Below are 21,792 nucleotides of genomic sequence, written 5' to 3'. Positions count from 1 at the left end.
GGTGCTCCAGCGCGGCGATCCCGTCGGTGACCTGGACCAGGTTGCGGGCACCGCGCTCGGCCAGCGCCTCCTCGATGAGCAGGGCGTCGGCCGCGTCGTCCTCGACCAGCAGGACGTCGAAGGCGCGGGCGGGACTGGTCATCATCAAGGTCTCCGTGGGGTGCTTCGGCGGATCGGTCGTGGATGCCCGGCCAGCGCCGCCGGGCGCCCTGGCGGGTGAGGCCGCAGGCCGAGCCGAGCTGCGGGTAGCCGGCCCCAGCCCGGACGGCGGTGGCGGCGGCCCCGCCCTGCAGCCGTTCGGCGGCCCGTTGGACCTGCTCCAGGACGTGCAGCAGGCCCAGCGCGGGCGCCGCGGTCCCGGCCGCCGGGGAGTCCGCCAGCAGTTGGAGCGCGAGGCGGCGCGCCAGCCGGTCCACCGCGGCCTCCGCGATCGCCGCGGTCTCCTCCGTGGTGGCCCGGAGCAGGAAGTTCTTGCCAGGCATGGCGCCACTCTAGGCCGCCTCCCCGACCCGCGACAACAAGCGTTGTCATGATGGCCCTACAGTATGCGCGGGCCACCTCCCCCGGATGGCCGCTACTGGAGGTGCTCAAACCATGTCCGAGGACCGAAGGCCCCCGTCCTCCCGGCCGTCGGCCGCCTGGACCACCCGGCGGTGGCTGCGGAGCGGGCGCCGCGCTCGCCCTGGCGGTGCTGGCGGTGCTGGGCGTCTCCGGGTCCTGGGTGCTTGACCGGACCCAGGTGCTCAGCACCGAGCTGGTGGACGTGCGGTCCCCGGCGATGTCGACCTCGTTCCGCCTGGAGTCCGCCCTGCTCAACCAGGAGACCGGCATCCGCGGCTACGGCCTCACCGGGAACCCCGTGTTCCTGACGCCCTACCAGCAGGGCCTGGCGGACCAGCGGACCCACACCGCGCGGCTGGCCGAGCTGCTGCGCGGCAACGCCACCGGGCTCGCCGACCTGACGGCCCTTCAGGACGCGGTCGCCCGGTGGCAGCAGGAGACGGCCGACCCGGTCGCCGCGCTCCCGCCCGGCGCGCCGACCCCCGGGCAGCCGAGTCGGCCGCCGCCGGCAAGGCCGCCTTCGACGCCGTCCGGGACGGACTGCGCCGCCAGCAGGAGCACCTGAGTGCCGACCGGGCGCGGGCGCGCGCGGACCTGCTGTCCACCATGCGGGTGCGCAACTGGCTGTTCGCGGCGATCGGCGCGGTCGTGCTGGTGCTCACCGTGCTGGCCTTCGAGGGGTTGCGCCGGGGCGTCACCCGCCCTCTGGAGCGGCTCGGCGCGGACGCCCGGCGGGTCGCCGGCGGCGACTTCGGGCACGCCATCACCGCCACCGGCCCGGCCGACCTGCGGCGGCTCGGCGCGGAGATCGACTCGATGCGCCTGCGCCTGGTGCGGGAGCTGGACTTCGCGGAGGAGGCCCGGCAGCGCCTGGACGAGCAGGCGGCCGACCTGCAGCGCTCCAACGCCGAGCTGGAGCAGTTCGCCTACGTCGCCTCGCACGACCTCCAGGAGCCGCTGCGCAAGGTCTCCAGCTTCACCCAGCTGCTCCAGCGCCGGTACGGCGGCCAACTCGACGCCAAGGCCGACCAGTACATCGGCTTCGCGGTCGACGGGGCCAACCGGATGCAGGCGCTGATCAACGACCTGCTGGAGTTCTCCCGGGTCGGCCGGGTGCACCAGAGCCACCAGGAGGTCGACCTGGAGCAGACCCTGGAGCGGACCCTGGACGCCCTGAGCATCTCCGTCGAGGAGGCCGGCGCCCGGATCACCCACGACCCGCTGCCCACCGTGGTGGCCGACCCCACCCAGATGGGGATGCTCTGGCAGAACCTGATCGCCAACGCGGTGAAGTTCCGCCGCCCCGGCGGGCGTCCGACGGTCCACGTCTCGGCCCGGCCCGGGGAGGACGGGCTCTGGCAGTTCGCCGTCACCGACGACGGCATCGGCATCGCCCCCGAGTTCGCCGAGCAGGTGTTCGTGATCTTCCAGCGGCTGCACACCAAGGACGCCTACGGCGGCAGCGGCATCGGCCTGGCGATGTGCCGCAAGATCGTCGAGTTCCACGGCGGCACCATCGCCGTCGACCCGGAGCACCGCGACGGCACCCGGATCGCCTTCACCCTGGCCGCCGGTCAGGAGGCCCGGTGACCTCCGCCGCCACCGCCCGCCCCGCAGCGGCCGAGGAGCAGCCGGTCTACCGGGTCCTGCTGATCGAGGACGACGAGGCCGACGCGCTCCTGGTCGAGGAGCTGCTGCTGGACACCGGCCTGCCCCACGAACTCACCGTCAGCACCACGCTGGCCGACGCCAAGCAGGTCCTGACGGTCCGTCGGATCGACTGCGTCCTGCTGGACCTGCACCTGCCCGACGCGGCCGGCACCACCGCCGTGCGCGAGCTCGCCCCCGAGCACGCGGTGATCGTGCTCACCGGCCTGGCCGAGGCCAGGGCCGGCACCGAGGCGATGGCCGCCGGCGCCCAGGACTACCTGGTCAAGGGCAAGGTCGACCCCGAACTGCTGCGCCGCACCCTGCGCTACGCGGTCTACCGCAGCCGGACCGAACGGGCCGCGATGGAGGCCCGGACCGTCCGGCTGCGGGCGGAGGAGAACGCCCGGCTGGAGCGCGGCCTGCTGCCGCCGCCGATCCTCGGCACCTCCACCGTGCGGGTGACCAGCCGCTACCTGCCGGGCACCGCCATGGCGCTGCTCGGCGGTGACTTCCTGGACGTGGTCGTGGGCGACGACGGTCTGCTGCACGCCGTGGTCGGTGACGTCAGCGGACACGGCCGGGACGCCGCCGCGCTCGGCGTGCTGCTGCGGATCGCCTGGCGCTCGCTGGTGCTGGGCGGCCACCGGGGCGAGGAACTGCTGGACCTGATGGAGCGGGTGCTGGTCGCCGAGCGCGGCGGCGACTCGCAGTTCGCCACCTGCACCCTGCTCACCCTCGACCAGGGCGGGGGCACCGCCACCCTGTACCTGGCCGGCCACCACGAGCCGCTGCTCACCACCCCCGCAGGCACCCGCGAGGTGCGCGCCGACCACGGCATCGCGCTCGGCATCCTGCCCGGGCTGCGGAACTGGCCCAGCACGCTCGTCCCGCTCCCGTCGGCCGGCGCCCTGACCATCTACACCGACGGCCTCACCGAGGGGCACAACGGCGGCACCGGCGAGCGGCTCGGGGTCGAGGGCCTGCTCGCGCTGATCGGCTCCGGCGTCCCGGGTGACCCCGCCGTCCACGTCGACCGGGTGATCGAGCGGGCCCAGGCCCTGAACGACGGCCGGCACACCGACGACCTCGCCGTGCTCCACCTGCAGTGGGACCGCCAAGCGCCACCCCCGGGCGCCTTCACAAGACCTTCACCATCCGCTGGTGCATGAGCTCCGAACACGGGGGTAGCCGGGCGAATGACCTGGCAGCCGAGGGAAGGACCGACATGCCCGCGATCGGGGACCAGCTCGTGACAGCCGAGCTCACCATCCCGCAGGACCGCGTACGGATCGCACCGCCGCGCGGCCACCGGGAGGTGGCCCCGGAGCTGGACGGAGTGGAGGACCTGGGCGAGGTGGCGCCGGCGGACGCCCGTGACCTGACCCGGGTGCTGCTGGCCCGCCTGGCCGGACTGGAGGAGGGCACCCGCGAGTACTCCTACGTGCGCTCCTCGCTGGTGGAGCTCAACCTCTCGCTGGTGCGCTTCGCGATGCGCCGCTTCACCGCCCACCGCGAGAGTGCGGAGGACCTGCTGCAGGTCGGCGCGGTCGGCCTGATCAAGGCGATCGACCGCTTCGACCCCGACCGCGGGGTGGAGTTCACCACCTTCGCCATCCCCACCATCCTGGGCGAGATCCGCCGCCACTTCCGCGACACCACCTGGGCCGTCCACGTCCCCCGCCGCCTGCAGGAGCTGCGCCTCGCCCTGGCCAAGGCCCAGGACCACCTCGCCCACCACCTCGACCGCGCCCCCACCGTCGCCGAGCTCGCCGAGCACCTCGGGCTGACCCAGGAGGAGGTCATCGAGGGCCTGGGCGCCGCCAACGCGCACAGCGCCGACTCCCTCGACCTCCCCGTCGGCCCCGACGAGGACGCCGGCGGCGCCCTGGCCGCCCGCCTGGGCGGCAGCGACACGCGCCTCGGCCTGGTCGACGACCTGGTCTCCCTCCAGCCGCTGATCGCCGCCCTGCCCGAGCGCGAGCGGCTCATCCTGTCGATGCGCTTCACCCAGGAACTGACGCAGTCCCAGATCGGCGAGCGGCTCGGGCTCTCCCAGATGCACGTCTCCCGCCTGCTCAGCCGTACGCTCGCCAAGCTGCGCCGCGGCCTCGAATCCACCTGAGCACCCGGAGCGCGTAGAGTCATGACGACACCACTGGGGGAGGGGACGCGGATGCCGGTCCACGACGAAGGGCTGACGGCCGAGTTGAGCGCCGTCGGCGAACGCGCGGTGGTCTGCCGCCTCGTGGGCGACCTGGACGTGGAGTCGCTCTCGCCCGCCGAGCAGGTCCTCGACGATGCGTTGCACGCCCGGCCGGAGGTCGTGGTGGTCGACCTCGCCGAGGTCGGCTTCTGCGACTCCTCCGGGCTCAACCTGCTGCTCAGGACACGGGTCGCCGCCCAGGGGGCCGGGGTCGGACTGCGGCTGGCGGCGGCCTCCGCGCCCGTCCGGCGACTGCTCGAACTGACCGGCGCCGAAGCGGTGTTCGAGCTGAGCCCGAGCGTTCAGGCCGCACTCGACGGGGCCCGGTGACCACCGCGGTGAGGTCGCGTGCATCAAACGCGGCAGGGCGGGAAGCAGGCCCTGTGACGACCACCGATCGGAAGGGTTGACCGAATGACCGCGCCCCGGGAGACCCTGACCGTCCGTCACTCCGGAGCCGCCCCCGCCTTCCCGCCCGGCGGCCAGCGCCGGCGGCTGGCCCTGGCCGGGCAGCGCAAGCCCGTCGCCCGCGCCCGCGAGTTCACCCTCGGCGCACTGGCGGACTGGTCCTGGCCCGGCGCCGAGGACGTGGTGCTGCTGGTGGCCGAGCTGGTGGCCAACGCCATGCTGCACGCGGACGGCCCGCTCGACGTGGTGCTCGACGTGGCCGAGGCCCGGCTGCGGATCGAGGTGAGCGACACCTCCCCGCAGCTGCCCGTGCTCCGCGAGCCGCACCGCCCCGGCGTGCCCGGCGGCCACGGCCTCTACATCGTGCAGCAGGCCTCCGACCGCTGGGGCGCCGCACCCAACCCGCAGGGCAAGACCGTCTGGGCCGAGATCGACGCCACGGGCCCGACCACCCCCTGACCGACGGGCCCGGCCGCCGGAGGAAACGGCCCCCTAAGCTGGCCCGATGGGCGGAGCGACGGGCGAATGGGACCTCAGACGGCTGCGGGTGCTGCGGGCGGTCGACGAGTGCGGGACGGTGACGGCCGCCGCCGAGCGGCTGCACCTGTCGGTCTCGGCGGTCTCGCAGCAGGTCTCGGCGCTGGCCCGCCAGGTGGGGGCGCCGATGCTGGAGCCGTACGGACGGCGCGTCCGCCTCACCCCGGCGGCCCGGCTGGTGCTGCGTCACGCGGCCGTGGTCTTCGGCCAGTTGGAGCGCGCCGAGGCGGAGCTCGCGGGCTACCTGCACGGCGAGGCGGGCGAGGTGCGGGTCGGTGCCTTCGCCACCGCGATCACCGGGCTGGTGGTCCCGGCCGTGGCGGGGCTGCGCACCTCCGTGCCCGGGCTGACCGTACGGGTCGAGGAGGCCGAGGCGGAGGAGGCACTGCGGCTGCTCACCACCGGTGAGGTGGACCTGGCGCTGTCGCTCGCCGTCGGGCCGGTCGGCCGCGGGCCCGGCCTGGTCGAGACGGCGCTGCTCACCGATCCGATGGACGTGGCTCTGCCGCCCGGCCATCCGCTGGCCGCCGCACCCGGCCTGCGGCTGGCGGACCTGGCGGAGGAGGGGTGGATCTACGGCGCCGACGGCCCCTGGCGGGAGATCACCCTGGAGGCCTGCGCCAGGGCCGGGTTCGTCCCCGGGCGGGCGCACACCGCCGTGGACTGGGCCGCCATCCTGGCCCTGGTCACGGCCGGGCTCGGGGTGGCCCTGGTGCCCCGGCTGGCCTCGGCCGGCCGGGTCGGTGCGGCGGTGATCCGCCCGCTGCCCGAGGACCTGCCCGTCCGCCGGGTGGTGGCCGCGGTCCGGGCCGGGACCGAGTCCACGCCGCCGCTGCGCCGGGTGCTGGCCGAGCTGGCCGGGGTGGCCCGGACCCTTCAGTCCAGCTGAACGGTTCGCTCAGAACTCTGCGATGGACCTGACAGGTCGTCAGGGCCGATGGTGGATCCATGACCACACAGCCTTCCGCAACCGCCACGCCGACCGACGCCTCCGCCCCGCCGTACGCCGGCGGCAACCCGTACGCCGACTACCGCTCCGGCGAGTTCCCGTTCACCGAGCTGGTCGACCTCGCCGACCGCCGCCTCGGCGGCGCCGTGCTCGCCGCGAACGACGAACTCTTCGCCGACCGGGAGAACCTGCTGCTGCCCCACCCCGCCGAGTTCCGGCCGCACACCTTCGGCAACAAGGGCCAGATCATGGACGGTTGGGAGACCCGCCGCCGCCGGGGTGCCGACGGCCGCCCGCACCCCGGAGCCGACGAGCACGACTGGGCGCTGATCCGCCTCGGCGTGCCGGGCGTGGTGCATGGCGTGGTGGTCGACACCGCGCACTTCCGGGGCAACCACCCCCTGCACGTCGCCGTCGAGGGCACCGAACTCCCCGGCACCCCGGGCCCGGAGGAGCTGCTGGCGGCCGACACCGTCTGGCACCCGCTGGTGCCCCGCTCGCCGGTGCGCGGCCACGCCGCCAACGGCTTCGCGGTGGAGGGCGGCCGCCGCTTCACCCACCTGAGACTGCGTCAGTACCCGGACGGCGGCATCGCCCGCCTGCGGGTGCACGGCGAGGCCCGGCCCGACCACGCCTGGCTGGCCGCGCTCGGCACCTTCGACCTGGCGGCGGTCGAGAACGGCGGCACCGTCGAGGACGCCTCGGACCGCTTCTTCTCCTCCCCGGTGAGCATCGCGCTGCCCGGCAAGTCCGGCGCGATGGGCGATGGTTGGGAGAACCGCCGGCGCCGCGACGGCGGCCACGACTGGGTCCGGCTGCGGCTGGCCGGGCGCGGCGCGATCCGGGCGGTGGAGATCGACACCGGCTACTACGTCGGCAACGCCGCCGGGTGGGCCGGCCTGTGGGGCCGCGACGAGGAGGCCGCCGACCCGGACGCATGGTTCGAGCTCCTCCCGCCCACCCGCCTGCAGCCCGACGCAGTCCACCGCCTGCTGATCGACGCACCCCGCCCGGCCACCCACGTCCGCCTGGACGTCTTCCCGGACGGCGGCATCGCGCGCCTGCGCCTCCACGGCAGCCTGGTCTGACCGGCCGTCACCCCCTCCCGCTCCTCACGGCGGCGCCTGCCCGCGCTCGCGCTCGGCGGCCAGCACCTCCTCCAGGCCGCCGAGCCGGCGCAGGCCCGCCACCGCGCGCGAGGTGCGGTGGTTGGCCGCCAGCAGCTCCCGGTGGCGGTGGACGAAGGCCCAGTAGCCGGTGGTGAACGGACAGGCCCGCGGCCCCAGGCGCTCGGTCGGCCGGTAGGCGCACGGCCCGCAGTGGTCGCCCATCCGGTGCAGGTAGGCGCCCCCGGCCGCGTACGGCTTGGTGGTGACCAGCCCGCCGTCGGCGTACTGGGACATCCCCAGCACGTTGGCGGCCATCACCCAGTCGTAGCCGTCCACGAAGCAGCGGTGGAACCAGTCGGTCAACTCGGCCGGGTCCCAGCCGTGCTGGAGCGCCCAGTTGCCGAGCACCATCAGCCGGGGGATGTGGTGCACCCACCCGTGGTCCCGCACCAGGGCCAGCGTCCCGGCCAGGCAGCGGGCGGTGACGGCGTCGGCGTCCAGCTCGCGGAACCACTCCGGCAGCGGCTCGTGGTGGCCCAGGCGGTTGACCTCCCGGTACTCCGGGCCGAGGTGCCAGTACAGCTGCCAGATGTACTCGCGCCAGCCCGCCACCTGCCGGACGAAGCCCTCCGCGCTGTTCAGCGGCACCGCACCGGACCGGTACGCCGCCTCGGCGGCGGCCACGCACTCGCCCGGGTCCAGCAGACCGAGGTTGAGCGGCACGGAGAGCGCGCTGTGCGCCATCCACGGATCGGCGTGCAGCATCGCGTCCTCGTAGTGGCCGAAGTCCGGCAGCCGGTGCTCGACGAAGTGCGCCAGCGCCTCCCGCGCCTCGGCCCTGGTCGCGGCGAACCGGCGCGGCTCGTCCCGCCCCACGAAGGCCACCTCGCCGGCCCGCTCCCAGCGGTCCAGATCGGCCCGCACCTCCTCGTCGATCCCGTCCTCCCGGGGCTCGAACGGCGGCGGCACGGGCAGCGCGGCGACACCCCTGGGCGGGGGCTCCCGGTTGTCGTGGTCGAGGTTCCACCGCCCGCCGGCCGGCCCGCCGTCGGGCTCCAGCAGCAGGTGCTCCGCCCGCCGCACCCGGTGGTAGAAGTCCTCCATCACCAACCGCCGCGACCGCGGCGGCCCGGCCCACCGCCGGAAGTCGGCGAACGGCACCAGGAACCCGCGCGGCGCCAGTACCGTCACCGAGGGCATCGCCGACACCAACCCCAGCGCGGCCCGCGAGGTCGGATGACACACCGTCACCTCCGTGCCCGCCCCGACGGCCTCGGCGAGCCCCTCCCGGTAGGTCTCGGCCCGCACGTACCGCACCCGGTCACCGAGCTCCGCGGCCGCGTGCCGCATCGCCGACAGCACCAGGTGCGCCTTGGCCCGGTGGAACCTCCGCCGCCGCAGCACCGACCGGGCCTCGACCATCACGACCGGCGCCCCCTCGTCCGGACCGCCCTCCCCGGGCTCCCGGAAGTGCGGCCCCAGCTGGTCCCCGAAGACCCAGTGCGGACGAGCACCTCCGCGCTTCGCTGCCACCGCCACGCTCCCTCCGTCCGCACCACCGTGGCGTCCGTCGGTGGTGGCCGCCCACCCGCAGCGATCGTGCAGCGGCTCGGCCGGCTCAGCCCCCGGGGGCGTAGCGCTCCAGCCGGACCGTCACGGTGCGGTCACCGGGCCGGATCTGATGGTGGGTCGTGCTGAGCCAGTCGCCGGGGCGCAGCCACTCGCCGTCGGACGGGGCCCAGCCGAGGTTGAGCACCGCGCTCGCGGCGTAGCGCGCAACGGCCTCGGGCTCCGGCAACGCGAGGGCGAAGGCGGTCGGCACCGTGCCGCCGGAGGGGACGGGAACCGAGCGGGAGGCGACCGTGCGGGCGGGGGCGTCCATCAGCGAGACGTCCTGCACCCGGACCGCCAGCACCCCGCCGCCGGCCAGGTCCGGCCATCCGTCCGGCCCGAACTCAAGGTCCACCGTGATCCGCATCATGCCCCGACGCTACCGGCCCGCTCCGGTGACGGCCCGTCACTCCTCGGCGGTCCGGACGGCGCCGTCGGCCGCTCCCCGCCGCCGCATCCGGATTTCCTAGGTAGCCCTACGGGGCCCCACCTCGCTTGTTCGCCCGGAGAGCACCCCCAACAGTGAGGCAGCGGTGGCGGTGGCCACCGCCCGCGGCGCGGTCCCGCCCCGCGGTCCCCTGCACGAGCAAGTGGAGCCAGAGCATGCGCAGACTCCTCGTCGCGGCAGCGGCGATACCGGTCCTCCTCGCCCTCGCCGCCCCGGCCGGCGCCGCCCAGCCCGAGGGCACCGTGGTGGCGGCCCGGCAGCACTACGGGGACCAGTACGTCGTGGTCCTCAAGGGCGGCGCCGCCCTCGCCGGGGCGTCCGCCCTGGCCGGGCAGTACGGCGGCACGGTCCGCTCGACGTACAGCCAGGCCCTGCACGGCTTCTCGGCCAAGGGCCTGACGGCCCGCCAGGCGCGCCGGCTGGCGGCCGACCCGGCGGTGGCGGCGGTCTACGAGGACGGCACCGCCCGGACGGCCGGCACCCAGGCGAACCCGACCTGGGGGCTGGACCGGATCGACCAGAAGGCGCTGCCCCGGGACAAGTCCTACACCTACCCCAACACCGGGGAGGGCGTCACGGCCTACGTGCTGGACACCGGGATCAAGCCCGACAACCCCGAGTACGAGGGCCGGGCCTCGGTCGGCAAGGACTTCGTCGGCAGCGGCGGCGCCGACTGCTTCGGGCACGGCAGCCACGTCGCGGGCACCATCGGCAGCAAGACCTACGGGGTGGCCAAGAAGGTCAAGCTGGTCGCGCTCAAGGTCCTCGGCGGGGACTGCTCCAACACCGGGCCGGACTCCGCCGCGGTGGACGCGATCGAGTGGCTGACGGTGAACGCGGCCAAGCCGGCCGTGGCCAACATGAGCATGACGATGGACCAGGTCGGCGTCGGCGACGAGGCGCTCAAGCGCTCGGTGGCGGCCGGGATCACCTACGCCGTGGCGGCGGGCAACAGCAGCACCGACGCCTGCGGCACCAGCCCGGCCCGGGTGCCGGAGGTGATCACCGTCAACGCCTCCGACGAGTCGGACAACCGCGCGTCCTTCTCCAACTACGGCTCCTGCACGGACATCTTCGCCCCGGGCAACAACGTCGTCTCGCTGGGGCTGAACAGCGGCAGCAGCGCGACCATGAGCGGCACCTCGATGGCCTCCCCGCACGTGGCCGGCGCCGCCGCGCTCTACCTGGCCGCCAACCCCACCGCCACCCCGAAGGCCGTCCGGGACGCGCTGGTGGCCGGGGCCACCGACGGCGTGGTGAAGAACGCCGGCTCCGGCTCGCCGAACAAGCTGCTCAACGTCTCGTTCATCGGCGGCGACACCCCGCCCCCGGCCTGCGCCCCGCGCTCCACCACCACGCCGGTGGCGATCCCGGACGCCGGTGCGGCGGTGAGCAGTTCGGTCACCCAGCAGGGCTGTGACGGCAAGGCACCGGCGGCGCTCGCGGTGAAGGTGGACATCGGCCACACCTACACCGCCGATCTGGTGGTGGACCTGGTCGGACCGAGCGGCGCGGTCTTCTCCCTGCAGAAGGCCGGCGGCGTCGGGTCGGCGGCCGGCCTCCACACCACCTACACGGTGAACGCCTCGGCCGAGACGGCGAACGGCACCTGGTCGCTGCGGGTGCAGGACGTGTACCGCTTCGACACCGGCACCGTCGAGGGCTTCACGCTCACCTTCTGATCCGCCGTCAGCACGCGCCGAAGAGGGCCGCACCCCGCCGGGTGCGGCCCTCCCCGTCATCCCGCCGCTACCGGACGGTGAGGGTGTACGTCGCCGTCGCGGTCTTCCCGGCGGCGTCCTTCGCCGTCACGGTGACCGGGTAGGTCCCGGCGTGGAACGGGGCGACCACCTGCATCTGGGAGGTCCCGGAGCCGTTCACCGAGGCGGGGCTGAACGAGGGCGGGATCGGCAGGCCGGGGCCGGTGGCCGAGAGCCTCACGGTGCCGGTGCCGCCGGTGACGGTCACCGTCGCGTTGAGGAAGAAGCCGGGCGAGGAGGTGCCGCCGGTCGGGTTGACGGAGACCTTGAGGTCACCGGGGGTGGGGGTGCCCGCGCCGACGGTCAGGGTGAGCTTGGTGGTGGCGGTGCCGCTCGGGCCGGTGCCGGTGACGGTCACCTGGTAGTCGCCCTGCGGGGTGGTCGACGCCGTCTCGACGGTGAGCTTGGCGTTGGTGCCGGTGCTGATCGAGGAGGGCTGGAAGGTGGCCTTCGCCCCCTGCGGCAGGCCGGAGGCGGTCAGCTCGACCGTCTCGCTGCCGTTCTGGCCGGCGGTGCTCGTCACCGTGGTGGACACGGACTTGCCCGGGTCCACCTTGACGGCGGCGGGGGAGAGGCCGAGGGAGAAGGTCTGCGGAGGCTGGGTGCCGCCGATCTGCTCCTTGACCCAGTCGCCCATGTCGTTGTTGAGCCGCCCGTAGACGCTGTACCACTTGAAGTCGCTGCGGCTCCAGGAGGCGACGCCCACCACCTTGCCGTCCACGATCAGCGGGCCGCCGCTGTCCCCGGGCAGGATCGACACGTGCCCGTCGGAGTAGCCGCTGCAGATCATCGTGGCGTCCTGGAAGCCGGCGCCGACGCCGTTGCAGTTGGACCCGGCCACGATCGGGAGGCTGAACTTGGTGAGGGTGACGTCCTTGGAGTCGTCGTTGAAGTCCTTCTTGCCCTAGCCCAGGCCCAGCCCGGTCCGGCCGGGCTTGTGGAGCTCGGTGTCGGCGGAGGTGGCCACCGTGGCGTACTTCCCGCCCGGCACCGGGACGTCCTGGTCGGTGGTGACCACCGCGACGTCGTACCCCTGGTCGAAGTTCACGTACTTGGGGTGGGTGTCGTAGCTGACCACGCCGATCCTGGTCCCGCCGCCGGCGTTCAGGTCGTCCAGGCCGTAGAGGAAGGACTTCTGGCCCTCGGCGGCCTTGCAGTGCGCGGCGATCAGGATCTTGCGGGGGGCCACCACCGAGCCGGTGCAGGTCTGGCCCTGGGGCCGCGAACCCCCTTGCCGCAGACCGGCGATGACGAACGGATAGTCCTTGACGGAGGCGGGCGTGCCGCCCACCGACTGCGGCGTGACGTCCGCGTGCGGAAGCGGGGTGTCGCCGAGCGGTGCGACGGCCGGGGGCGGGGACCCGGCCGCCCCGGCCGCCCCGGCGGCGGTGGAGGCGGTCGGGAGGGCGAACAGCGGCAGGGCGAGCACGGCGGTCAGGACGCCCAGTACGCGGCGGTTGGGTTTCACGGCAGCTCCTTGTCGGGGTGATGTGCTGCCGGTAACCCTCGGGGCGCGGCCCCGGCGGGAACAATCGGTGGACCGCCCCGTACGGCTACGGAAAGAATGCGGCGCCGACGGGCCGTCAGCCCGCCTCCGCAGCGGGCTCGGGGACGCTGGTCACCTCCGTGCGCGAGCCGACCTTGAGCTTGCGCAGCACGTTCACCACGTGCTGCTCGACCGTCCGGACCGAGAGGAAGAGGGCCTCCGCGATCTCCCGGTTGGTGTGGCCGTCCACGAGCAGCCGGGCGACGTCGTGCTCCCGTGGCGACAGCCGGTCGCCGTAGCCCCGGCGCCCGCGCCGGGACGGTGCGGGGGAACCGGTGGCCCGGAAGGCGTGCCGGCACCGCGCCGCGTCGCGTGGTGCTCCCAACTCCACGAACCGGTCGGCCAGTTCCCCGAGTACGGCGGGTGCGCCCGGATCGCCCAGATCGAGGCGGCAGCGGGCGGCGCGCTCGGCCGCGAGGGCCGCCGGATAGGGCGCGGGCAGCCGCTCGTACAGCGCCCCGGCCCGGTCGAACCAGCTCGCGGCGGTGGCCGGATCGCCGTCGTGGGCGGCGACCACGCCCCGGGCCCTGGCCAGCGCCGCCCGGGACGTCGGGGCGGCCAACGCGGCGCTCTCGCGGTCGAGTTCGGCGATCAGCCGGAGCGCGGAGGCGGCCCGGCCGGTCCGGCAGAACGCCTCGGCCGCGGCCGGGACGAGCTCGCCGGCCCAGGCCCAGACGCCCTTGGCCCGCAGCAGCCGCAGGCCGCGGCCGGCCTCCTCGGCGGCGGCCCGGTCGGCGTCCTGGGCGAGCAGCAGGCCGACCAGACCGGCGTGCGCGGCGATCGCCACCGGGGTGACGGCGTTGTCCGGCTGGTGCACGCCGGTCGCGGCGAAGTGGGCGGCGGCTCGGTCCCAGGCGCCCCGGGACGCCGCGAGCAGTCCGAGGACCAGCTCCAGTTCGCTCGCCACGGGCAGCAACTCCCGGTACTCGGCGAGCAGTTCGTCGGCCCGCTGCTCCAGCCCGGCCCACTGCCCGGTGAGCCAGTCGAGGTGGACGGCGGTGGCCCGGGCGGTGCTCAGCACGTACGGGGCGCCGGCGTCGGCCGCCAGCCGGAGACCGCGCTGGAGCAGGCCGCGGGCCCGGCGGTGGTGGCCGGTCCAGGCGCCGGCGTCGGCGGCGTTGCAGTAGAGCCTGGCCAGTTGGCGCAGCTCCTCGGGCGTCCCCGCCTCGACCGGCAGCCCGTCGGCCACCTCCCAGGCCCCCGGGTCGCCGGTGTGGAGGCGGGAGGCGATGTTGTTGGCCGCCAGAGTGAGCCGCAGCCGGGGGTCGTCGGTGGCCCCGATCAGCGCGTCCACCCGGTGCAGCCACGGCAGGTGCGCGTCCAGCGGGGACGCGCCGAGGTACGGCTGCGCGAGCACCGCCATGCCGAGCCCGACGAGGTCCGGACGGTGCGCCAGACCCGTCAGCGCGAGCTCGATCTCCACTCGGGCGGCCTCCAGGCCGTCGGCCTGACGGATCAGCAGCAGGCCCAGGCTGAGCCGGAGTTCGGCGGCGCGGGGAGCGGAGAGCCGGTCCCCGGCGAGCAGTCCGGTCAGCAGCGGCAGCACCTCGCGCTGGGCGACGCCGGTGAAGGCGACGGCGCCGAGCTTCGCCGCCAGGCGGTCCACGTCCTCGGCGCCGAGCCGGTCCGGGCCCGGACGGGCGCCGCCGCCTTCGCCCGTGCCGGCCTCCGGGGAACGGAGGAGGGCCTGGAGCAGGCGGATCGCGGTCGTCGGATCGCCGGTCCCGATCGCCCGGTCGGCGGCCGCCTCGCCGTACCGCAGGTAGCCGGCGTGGTCACCGGCCAGCCGGCTCTGCTCGGCGAGCCTGGCCCACGGCTCGGGCCGCTCCCCGAGCAGGGCGGCCACCGCCCGGCGGTGCAGCTCCTGGCGGCGGGGGCCGGGGACCGTCGCGTAGACCGCCTGCCGGGCCAGCTCGTGGCGGCAGGCGTAGCGGCAGTCCGCGACCTCGACCAGCGCGGCCCGCTCCAGGGCGGTGCTCAGGGCCCGGCGGCCCTGCGCGGGCGCCAGGCCGGCCACGGCGGACAGCAGGTGCGCGGGGGCGGGCTCCGCCAGGACGGCGGCCGCCTCGGTGACCCGGCGGGCGGCGAGCGGAAGCCCCGCCAGCCGCTCCGCCGTCGACTCCAGCAGCACCGGCGGCAGCGGGGTGGTCTCCAGCAGCCTCCGGGCCGTGAGCTCGTCGCTCGGCGGCACGCCGCCCTGGCCCGTACCGCCCTGGCCCGTACCGCCCTGGACCACTCCGCCCCGGCCCGGGGTGCTCCGGTGGTGTCCCGCCGGGGCCCCGAGCACCGCCACCACGACCTGCGGCAGCCCCGCCGTCCGGTCGTGCAGCCGGGCCGCGAGGGCGGCGGGCACCTCCGGCAGGCCCAGCAGGCCGGCCGCGAGGCGCCCCACCTCGGCCACCTCCAGCGGGCCGAGCCGGACGCGCAGGCTGGTGCCGCCCGGCCCGGGCCGGAACGCCCGGCCCAGCGGCAGTCCGCCGGGGGAGTCCTCCGGACGGTGCGTCAGCAGCAGGACGGTGCGCGCCGGCAGGTCGTCCAGCAGGAAGCGCAGCAGCCGCCGGGAGTGGTCGTCGGCCCACTGGAGGTCCTCCACCACGAGCACCAGCGGGCCCAGCAGGTCCAGGAGTTCGCGCACCGCGCGGAAGAACCGGTGCGTCTGTGCGCGCGGGTCGCCGAGCGGAGCGGGGGGTGCGGGAAGGTGCGCCGCCAGCTCGGGCAGGTGACCGCCCAGGACCCCGAGCAGCGGACTGTGCCGTGCGGTGGCGGGAAGCCGGGCGGCCGCCCCGAGGAGCGCCTCCAGCACCACGCCGTACGGGAACGGCTCCCGCGAGGCCCGGCAGCGGCCGGTGAGCATCCGGTGCCCGGCCAGCCTCGGCGCGGCCAGCAGCTCCGTGACCAGCCTGGTCTTCCCGACCCCGGCCTCACCCTCCAGGACCAGCACGGCGGGAGGCGAGAGCGCGGCGGTCAGCAGCGCGTCCAGCTCCTCGGCCCGGCCGACCAGAGGGGGCGTGCCGGGGCCGGCCACGATCCTGGAACCCATGGACACCCCGATCCGGTCCGCCGGACGCGCCGACGGCGTCCGTTCCACCCGGGCCGGGTGAAACGGGGTCAAGTGTCCTGAGCCGCCCGCTCCTCGGCAAGGGAACGGGCGGCGCGGGCAGGACCGGCGGTGTCGGGCGGACGGGGCGTCAGGCCGGGTCGGCGACCCGGCCGAGGGCCTCGACCTGCTGCTCGGGGACGTACGCGGGCGGGATCTCGCGGCCGCGTCCGAGGTGGTTGAAGAGCAGGTTCAGGACGACCGCCAGCAGGCAGCCCACCGAGATGCCGGAGTGCAGGACGGTGGCGAGCTGCTCGGGGAAGGCCCGGTAGAAGCCGGGGAAGGCGATCGGGAAGATGCCGAAGGCCAGGCTGACCGCGACGATGACGGCGTTGGAGCCCAGGCTCAGGTCGGCCTTGCCGAGGGTGCGGATGCCGGCCACGGCCACCGAGCCGAAGAGCACCACGCCCGCGCCGCCGAGCACCGGCTGCGGCACCAGCGAGACCAGCCCGCCGACCACCGGCAGCAGGCCCATGACCACCAGGAAGACGCCGGCCAGCGCGACCACGAAGCGGCTGCGGATCCGGGTGAGGGCGACCAGGCCGATGTTCTGGGCGAAGGCCGAGCAGATGAAGCCGTTGAAGACACCGCCGAAGGCGGTCGCCAGCCCGTCCGCCCGCAGGCCGCCGGCGATGGTGCGGTCGTCCGCCGGGCGCTCCACCACCTCGCCGAGGGCGATCATGTCGGCGGTGGACTCGGTCATCGAGACCACCATCACCACCAGCATGGAGACGATCGCCGCGAGTTGGAACTGCGGGGCGCCGAAGGCGAAGGGGTGCGGCAGTTCGAAGAGCGGCAGCTCGCCGAGCGCACCGGCGTCGACCTTGCCGAACGGGATCGCCACCAGGGTGCCGACCAGCATCCCGAGCAGGATCGAGATCCGTTGCAGGAAGCCGCGCAGGAAGCGGTTGAAGAGCAGGACGGCGAGCAGGGTCACCCCGGCCAGGCCGAGGTTGCCGAGCGAACCGTAGCCGGGGGCGAGGGAGTTGCCGCCCTGCGCCCAGTTCCCCGCGACGGGGAGCAGGGAGATGCCGATCAGGGTGATCACGGTGCCGCTGACCACCGGCGGGAAGAACCTGACGAGCCGGCAGAACAGCGGTGCGAGCAGGAAGCAGAACAGGCCGGCGACCAGGGTCGAGCCGAAGATGAGCGGCAGCGCCGCGCCCTTCTCGGCCTCGATCACCGCCAGGATCGGCGACACGGTGGCGAACGAGACGCCGTTGACGAACGGCAGTCGGGAGCCGATGCCCCAGGGGCCCAGGGTCTGCAGCAGGGTGGCGACGCCGGCGATGAACAGACTGGCGGCCAGCAGGGTGGTCAGCTGAGCGGGGGTCAGGCCGGCCGCCGCGCCGATGATCAGCGGCGGTGCGGCGACCCCCGCGTACATGCTGGCCACGTGCTGGAGGGCGACGGTCGCCATCCGGCCGGGCGGCAGCAGCTCGTCGACGGGGTGCGGTGCCGGGCCGGGCTCGGCGGCGGTCCGAGGTCTCACGTGTGGTTCCTCCACGTCCAAGGATTCTTCGGGTCCGGGAACGCCGACCGCTGGGGGACGCGGCGACGTTGGGACGACCCCGGCGGGCGGGAGGGAAGCCGCTCGCCAGCCGGTTCCTGCGGCGAACAGGACCGGCCCATGGGTGGATCCACGATGCGGAATCAGGATTCCGCGCTTCGAGGTGCAACAGAATGTAGAAACCCTGCGCGCCCTGGTCAATAGCTCCGGCTCGATTGCCCGCCCCGGGTGTGAGCTCTGTGCGTTCCGCCAAGGGCCGAGGAATCTGACCGTGTGCTGACAAGGCGTGCGGCGTCCGGGCATGCGGTGGTGGCGGTACGGCCTCGATTCGATCAAAGTCATTGACGTACAGCCGATTTCTGGCGGCATACTGCTGGTCACCCCCACGCCGTCCCGTGCGACACCGATGCAAGGACCACCCGTGACCAGCTCCCCGAGACGACGCTGTCTCGGCGCCCTCGCCGCCCTCATGATGGCCGCGGCGACCGCCTCCTGCTCCAGTCCTGCCGCCGACACCGGCACCACCGTCACCTTCTGGGGATGGGCCCCCGGCTACGCCGAGGCGGCCGCCGCCTACACCGCCGAGCACCCGAAGACCCGGATCGAGTTCCGGCCGACCGACCCCGGCAGCAAGGGCGGCTACGACGCGATGCTGCAGGCGATAGCCGACGGGAAGGGCCCCTGCCTGGTCCAGGTCGGCTACGAGTCCCTCCCGGCCTTCGTCGCGGCGAAGGCCGTCACCCCCGTCGACACCGCCGCCGCCCGGGTGCTGTTCCCCGAATCCGCCTGGTCCCAGGTGACGGTGGACGGCGACGCCTACGGGATGCCCGTCGACGTCGGCCCGATGGCGCTCTTCTACCGGCGCGACGTCTACCAGCGGTACGGCATGCGCCCGCAGTCCACCTGGGAGGAGTTCGCCCGCGACGCCGACCGGCTGCACCGGGTGGCCCCGCGCACCACGCTCACCGCCTTCACCCCCGACGACCCCTGGTGGTTCACCGCCCTCGCCGCCCAGGCCGGGGCCCAGTGGTTCGCCACCCAGGGCGGCAAGTGGCAGGTGGACATCGCCGGCCAGGCCACCGCCGCCACCGCCCAGTACTGGCAAGGGCTGGTGGACAAGGGGCTGGTGGCGGTCCGTCAGGGATTCTCCGCCGAGCTCTACAAGAGCCTGGGCGACGGCACCGTCGCGGCCTTCCCCGCCCCCGTCTGGTACGCCGCCCTGCTGGAGGAGAACGCCCCCGGCGCCTCCGGCGCCTGGGCGGTCGCCCCGCTCCCCGGCTGGGGCAAGGGCAACGACCCGGCCGTCTTCGACGGCGGCTCCGCCACCGCCGTGGCCCGGGGCTGCGCCCAGCCGGGGGCCGCCGCCGACTTCGCGGCCTGGCTCGGCACCGACCGCAAGGCCCTGGACATCCTGGTCGAGAAGGCCCGCATCTACCCGGCGGCCGTCGCCACCGACACCCTCCCCGCCCTCAACGCCCCCAGCCCCTACTTCGGCGGCCAGGTCATCGGCGACGTCTTCCGCCAACTCGGCGCCTCGGGCAGCTCCCGCTGGCGCTGGGGCCCGGCGATGGCCGCCACCTCCAAGTCGCTCACCGCGGAGCTGCCCAAGGCACTCAAGAACCGGACGCCGCTGAGCGGAGCGCTGCGCACGGTCCAGGACGCGACGGTCGAGTCCATGCGGAGCCAGGGCCTCCCGCTGGCGGGCGGTTGACGGCGGCTCGGGCAGGTGAGGACGCTGCGCGGGGACATCGGGAGCGTTCGAGAGCTGGACACCGCAGGCCGAAGGGCCCCGCTCACGGGCGAAGGCCGCCGCAGGCTGGTCGCCGCGGAGGTGCTTCAGGCGTGTTCCGGACCCCGAACCGCCGAGCGGCCCACCCCTCGCAGCTGGCTGACGGTGCGCCAGGCGCGGCAGGGCGACAGGCAGTTGCCGCAGGCAGCTGCACTGTCCGCCGGCCGTCATCCGCCGCCTGCCGCCAGTCGCTGGCGCGTGCCCCTTCTCGGCTGTTGCCAGTCGCTGGCGCACGTCGCCTGCCGTCCGTCGCTGCCGCACGCTACGCCGCTCCGAGCGCCGCCGCGAAGCCCTCGAGGTCGTCCGCGCCGACGTGCTCTGCGGCGGCGACCTCGGCGCTGCGGACGAACATCTCCTGCTCGTAGGCGGCCAGCGCGGCCTCCGGCTCGCCCGGGTGGGCGGCGATCGCGAGGCCGAGCTCGGCGCCGTCCAGCAGGGCGAGGTTGGCGCCCTCGCCGTTCGGCGGCTGGAGGTGGGCGGCGTCGCCGAGCAGCGTCACCCCGGGGACGCGCTCCCACCGGTGGTCGCCCGGCAGGCCGAAGTGCGGGCGCAGCACGGGCGCGCTGTCGCCCTCCGCCACCAGCGCGGCCAGGGCGGGGGCCCAGTCCGCGTACTCGGCCGCGATCCGCCGCCGGGCGGCGGCCGGCTCGGCGAAGTCGACCGCCTCGAACCACTCCTGAGGGCGGGTCAGCAGCGCGTAGACGTGCAGCGTGCCGCCCCCCGCCCGGTGGGCGAACAGCTCCTGCCCCTCGCCGGGCACGATCATCGACCCGCCGCCGACCGCCGCCGCTCCGGCCGGGCACCGGGTGTCCGCCTCGTACAGGTGGGTCTCCACCGAGGAGGTCCCGGAGTACTGCGGCACCGCGTCCGAGAGCAGTGGCCGCACCCGCGACCAGGCGCCGTCCGCGCCGACCAGCAGACCGGTGGTGACGCTCGCGCCGTCGGCGAAGGCCACCTCGTGGCGGCCGCCGCCCAGCGCGCGGGTGGTGGCGACCTTGCGGCCCCAGCGGACGGTGCCGGGCGGGAGCGACTCCAGCAGGATCCGGCGCAGCTCGCCGCGCTCCACCTCTCGTCGGCTCCACGTACGCACCTTGGCAACTTGCTCACGGTCCGCCCTTGTACAGGCTTCGCGTCTCATCCCACCTGCCCAGGCGACACCGCCGCTCTCAGCCCGACACCACGCCATCCCACACCCCCTTCCTCTCCCCCTTCGCCGCTTCCACGCAAGGCACACTTACCGTCCACTTGCCAACTCCATGCTCCCCGGCCCCCACACACTCCCCTCTGACCCTCCTCTTTGGGCCCGGACTGGCATCTTACCCCTCGTTATCCGGTCAGTCTACTCACAAGTAACCCTCACACCATCACATGTTGCCAATCCTCGTCGTGCCCCCGGAATCCCCACCGTTCACTTATTAGCTCTATTCACGGCCGTTCCTACCCTTAGTCCACTCAATCGGATCCCTCGTCCAGCAGCCCGGCCCTGGGCCGCTCGGCGAGGCACGAGGAGGGAGTTCCGCACTCGTATAGATGGGGGCGGGGATACCCCCCGGCTACGTCCCTCGTCTCTACACAGTGCGGACCACCCGCCCCCGTACCCGCCCCCTTCCCTCCCGCTCCGGCCCACAAGACAGCTTATCCTCCTCGCTAGGCCCGACACTCAGTCAGCTTCACAGGCGACGAGGATCGTGACGGGGTGTCGTATCGCTGATCACACCGGGACTCCTTCGAGGACGGGCGGGCCAACACGGTTGGGATTCCGGGCCCGGTCCCTTCCGAAGGGGCCTGGGTCACCCACGGCCAGGGCCGCCTGAAACCCCTCTCCTGCCCACTGCAACGACACCGCCAGAATCATCCCGGTGTAAGGCGCGGCGCCGCCGGACGCGCGGCCGCGTCAGAGTGCGGCTGTAGGATCGGGCACACGGCTGCGGGTCTGCACGAACGGAGCCAGGGCGGGCTTGGGGGACCGCCGACCAGACGAGTGACTCCGACGAGCATGCGCGGCCGTGGTACGGCCTGGCCTCGTAGAGGTGCTCGCGGGAGTCCCGCGCCAGACCGGACGCCGTCGAAGTCCTCCGCCAGGCTGGGGGTGCGCGATCGGCCAGGTATGACCAGCTCGCGCTACAAGGATAGTATGGCCCACAATTTGAATCGAGCAGGTCGCGGCAGGGGCTAGCTGTAACCATGCCCCGACAAGCACCGGTCTCATGACCCGCAACCGACCCCAGCCGGACGTCGTGTCGGGTTCGTGGAATCAGTCGATCCGCGCTGCGCACGCCGCGGCCCCCCCACTCTGGACGAACATTGGCCCAGCCCGGCGGCGCCGAACCAGGCATACGGCCGCCCTCTCCGGCACGTGTGAGTTAACGGCGGTGGAGAGCTGTGCGGTGGGATATTTCTGGCCGGTTCATAGGATAGCTCCTTGTCCGGGGTCGAGCGGGAGTGTCCCGTCAGCCGACACAGCATAGCCACGGCATACCCCCACCGCCGTCATGCACACCGCATGACTGCTCCGTCAGCCGGACGCACGCGGCGGGGGACGGCGGATTACACCGTGGGCAGGGCTTCACCGCACGGCCGTGTCCGCGGCCGACAAGCAAGCGCCCACGCCGAC

At 74.4% G+C, this 21,792-nt stretch carries 12 protein-coding genes and 3 pseudogenes; 9 read left to right on the top strand and 6 right to left on the bottom strand.

Going from position 1 to position 21,792, the window contains the following annotated elements; all coding sequences use genetic code 11:
• Window positions 1–594: 594 nt before the first annotated feature.
• From ABD946_RS43280 to alc, 7 genes and pseudogenes are all read left to right on the top strand, one after another.
• Window positions 595–2,151: pseudogene (locus tag ABD946_RS43280) on the top strand (ATP-binding protein).
• Entirely contained in the window at window positions 2,148–3,380 is a 1,233-nt protein-coding gene (locus tag ABD946_RS41580; protein ID WP_345290917.1) for a PP2C family protein-serine/threonine phosphatase, read from the top strand. The pseudogene ABD946_RS43280 and the gene ABD946_RS41580 overlap by 4 nt, the downstream one beginning before the upstream one ends.
• A 56-nt stretch (window positions 3,381–3,436) precedes the next feature.
• A complete protein-coding gene (locus ABD946_RS41575; protein WP_345290916.1) occupies window positions 3,437–4,333 on the top strand; it encodes a SigB/SigF/SigG family RNA polymerase sigma factor in 897 nt (298 codons plus the stop codon).
• A gap of 21 nt (window positions 4,334–4,354) precedes the next feature.
• Complete coding sequence (locus ABD946_RS41570) at window positions 4,355–4,744, top strand: STAS domain-containing protein (protein ID WP_345290915.1); 390 nt, start codon at window positions 4,355–4,357, stop codon at window positions 4,742–4,744.
• Between the two features lie 84 nt (window positions 4,745–4,828).
• Window positions 4,829–5,281, top strand: coding sequence for an ATP-binding protein (locus ABD946_RS41565; RefSeq protein ID WP_345290914.1), 453 nt, complete (start codon window positions 4,829–4,831; stop codon window positions 5,279–5,281).
• A gap of 46 nt (window positions 5,282–5,327) precedes the next feature.
• Window positions 5,328–6,248 (top strand): LysR family transcriptional regulator, encoded by a 921-nt coding sequence (locus ABD946_RS41560; RefSeq protein ID WP_345290913.1) that lies wholly within the window; start codon window positions 5,328–5,330, stop codon window positions 6,246–6,248.
• A gap of 59 nt (window positions 6,249–6,307) precedes the next feature.
• On the top strand, window positions 6,308–7,396 hold the full coding sequence (gene alc / locus ABD946_RS41555) for an allantoicase (protein ID WP_345290912.1): 1,089 nt from the start codon (window positions 6,308–6,310) through the stop codon (window positions 7,394–7,396).
• 24 nt (window positions 7,397–7,420) lie between these two features.
• Here alc and ABD946_RS41550 read toward each other — a convergent pair whose 3' ends face one another.
• The gene (locus ABD946_RS41550; protein ID WP_345290911.1) at window positions 7,421–8,950 is read right to left on the bottom strand and encodes a cryptochrome/photolyase family protein; all 1,530 of its coding nucleotides are present in this window, start codon (window positions 8,948–8,950) and stop codon (window positions 7,421–7,423) included.
• Between the two features lie 85 nt (window positions 8,951–9,035).
• Window positions 9,036–9,398 (bottom strand): YbaY family lipoprotein, encoded by a 363-nt coding sequence (locus ABD946_RS41545; protein WP_345290910.1) that lies wholly within the window; start codon window positions 9,396–9,398, stop codon window positions 9,036–9,038.
• 233 nt (window positions 9,399–9,631) lie between these two features.
• Between ABD946_RS41545 and ABD946_RS41540 the strand changes: the two genes are divergently transcribed.
• Window positions 9,632–11,158: a S8 family peptidase gene (locus ABD946_RS41540; RefSeq protein WP_345290909.1), complete on the top strand. Its 1,527-nt coding sequence runs from the start codon at window positions 9,632–9,634 to the stop codon at window positions 11,156–11,158.
• A 67-nt stretch (window positions 11,159–11,225) separates the two neighbouring features.
• On the opposite strand, the pseudogene ABD946_RS41535 reads toward ABD946_RS41540, so the two are convergent.
• The 3 genes and pseudogenes from ABD946_RS41535 to ABD946_RS41525 form a co-directional block, all read right to left on the bottom strand.
• A pseudogene (locus ABD946_RS41535) lies at window positions 11,226–12,527 on the bottom strand (trypsin-like serine protease).
• A 292-nt stretch (window positions 12,528–12,819) separates the two neighbouring features.
• A complete protein-coding gene (locus ABD946_RS41530) occupies window positions 12,820–15,822 on the bottom strand; it encodes an ATP-binding protein (protein WP_345290908.1) in 3,003 nt (1,000 codons plus the stop codon).
• Between the two features lie 148 nt (window positions 15,823–15,970).
• Window positions 15,971–17,299, bottom strand: a complete 1,329-nt coding sequence (locus tag ABD946_RS41525; RefSeq protein WP_345290919.1) for a nucleobase:cation symporter-2 family protein — start codon at window positions 17,297–17,299, stop codon at window positions 15,971–15,973.
• Window positions 17,300–17,810: 511 nt separating this feature from the next.
• Here ABD946_RS41525 and ABD946_RS41520 point away from each other — a divergent pair.
• The gene (locus tag ABD946_RS41520) at window positions 17,811–19,100 is read left to right on the top strand and encodes an ABC transporter substrate-binding protein (protein ID WP_345290907.1); all 1,290 of its coding nucleotides are present in this window, start codon (window positions 17,811–17,813) and stop codon (window positions 19,098–19,100) included.
• A 340-nt stretch (window positions 19,101–19,440) separates the two neighbouring features.
• Here the strand turns inward: ABD946_RS41520 and ABD946_RS41515 are convergent.
• Window positions 19,441–20,262 (bottom strand): annotated as a pseudogene (locus ABD946_RS41515) (FAD-dependent oxidoreductase); the annotation flags it as partial.
• Between the last annotated feature and the right edge of the window lie 1,530 nt (window positions 20,263–21,792).

The organism is Kitasatospora albolonga, assembly GCF_039535905.1.
In the GTDB taxonomy this organism is placed as follows: domain Bacteria; phylum Actinomycetota; class Actinomycetes; order Streptomycetales; family Streptomycetaceae; genus Kitasatospora; species Kitasatospora albolonga.
Note: the sequence above shows the minus strand (reverse complement) of the source record. Positions and strands in the feature narration are given on the sequence as shown.

Excerpts from the sequence above, each read along its gene's own strand:
- ABD946_RS41565 (WP_345290914.1), top strand. The coding sequence starts at position 4,829 with ATGACCGCGCCCCGGGAGACCCTGACCGTCCGTCACTCCGGAGCCGCC.
- ABD946_RS41575 (WP_345290916.1), top strand. The coding sequence starts at position 3,437 with ATGCCCGCGATCGGGGACCAGCTCGTGACAGCCGAGCTCACCATCCCG.
- ABD946_RS41530 (WP_345290908.1), bottom strand. The coding sequence starts at position 15,822 with ATGGGTTCCAGGATCGTGGCCGGCCCCGGCACGCCCCCTCTGGTCGGC.
- ABD946_RS41545 (WP_345290910.1), bottom strand. The coding sequence starts at position 9,398 with ATGATGCGGATCACGGTGGACCTTGAGTTCGGGCCGGACGGATGGCCG.
- alc (WP_345290912.1), top strand. The coding sequence starts at position 6,308 with ATGACCACACAGCCTTCCGCAACCGCCACGCCGACCGACGCCTCCGCC.
- ABD946_RS41540 (WP_345290909.1), top strand. The coding sequence starts at position 9,632 with ATGCGCAGACTCCTCGTCGCGGCAGCGGCGATACCGGTCCTCCTCGCC.
- ABD946_RS41570 (WP_345290915.1), top strand. The coding sequence starts at position 4,355 with ATGACGACACCACTGGGGGAGGGGACGCGGATGCCGGTCCACGACGAA.
- ABD946_RS41525 (WP_345290919.1), bottom strand. The coding sequence starts at position 17,299 with ATGGCGACCGTCGCCCTCCAGCACGTGGCCAGCATGTACGCGGGGGTC.
- ABD946_RS41560 (WP_345290913.1), top strand. The coding sequence starts at position 5,328 with ATGGGCGGAGCGACGGGCGAATGGGACCTCAGACGGCTGCGGGTGCTG.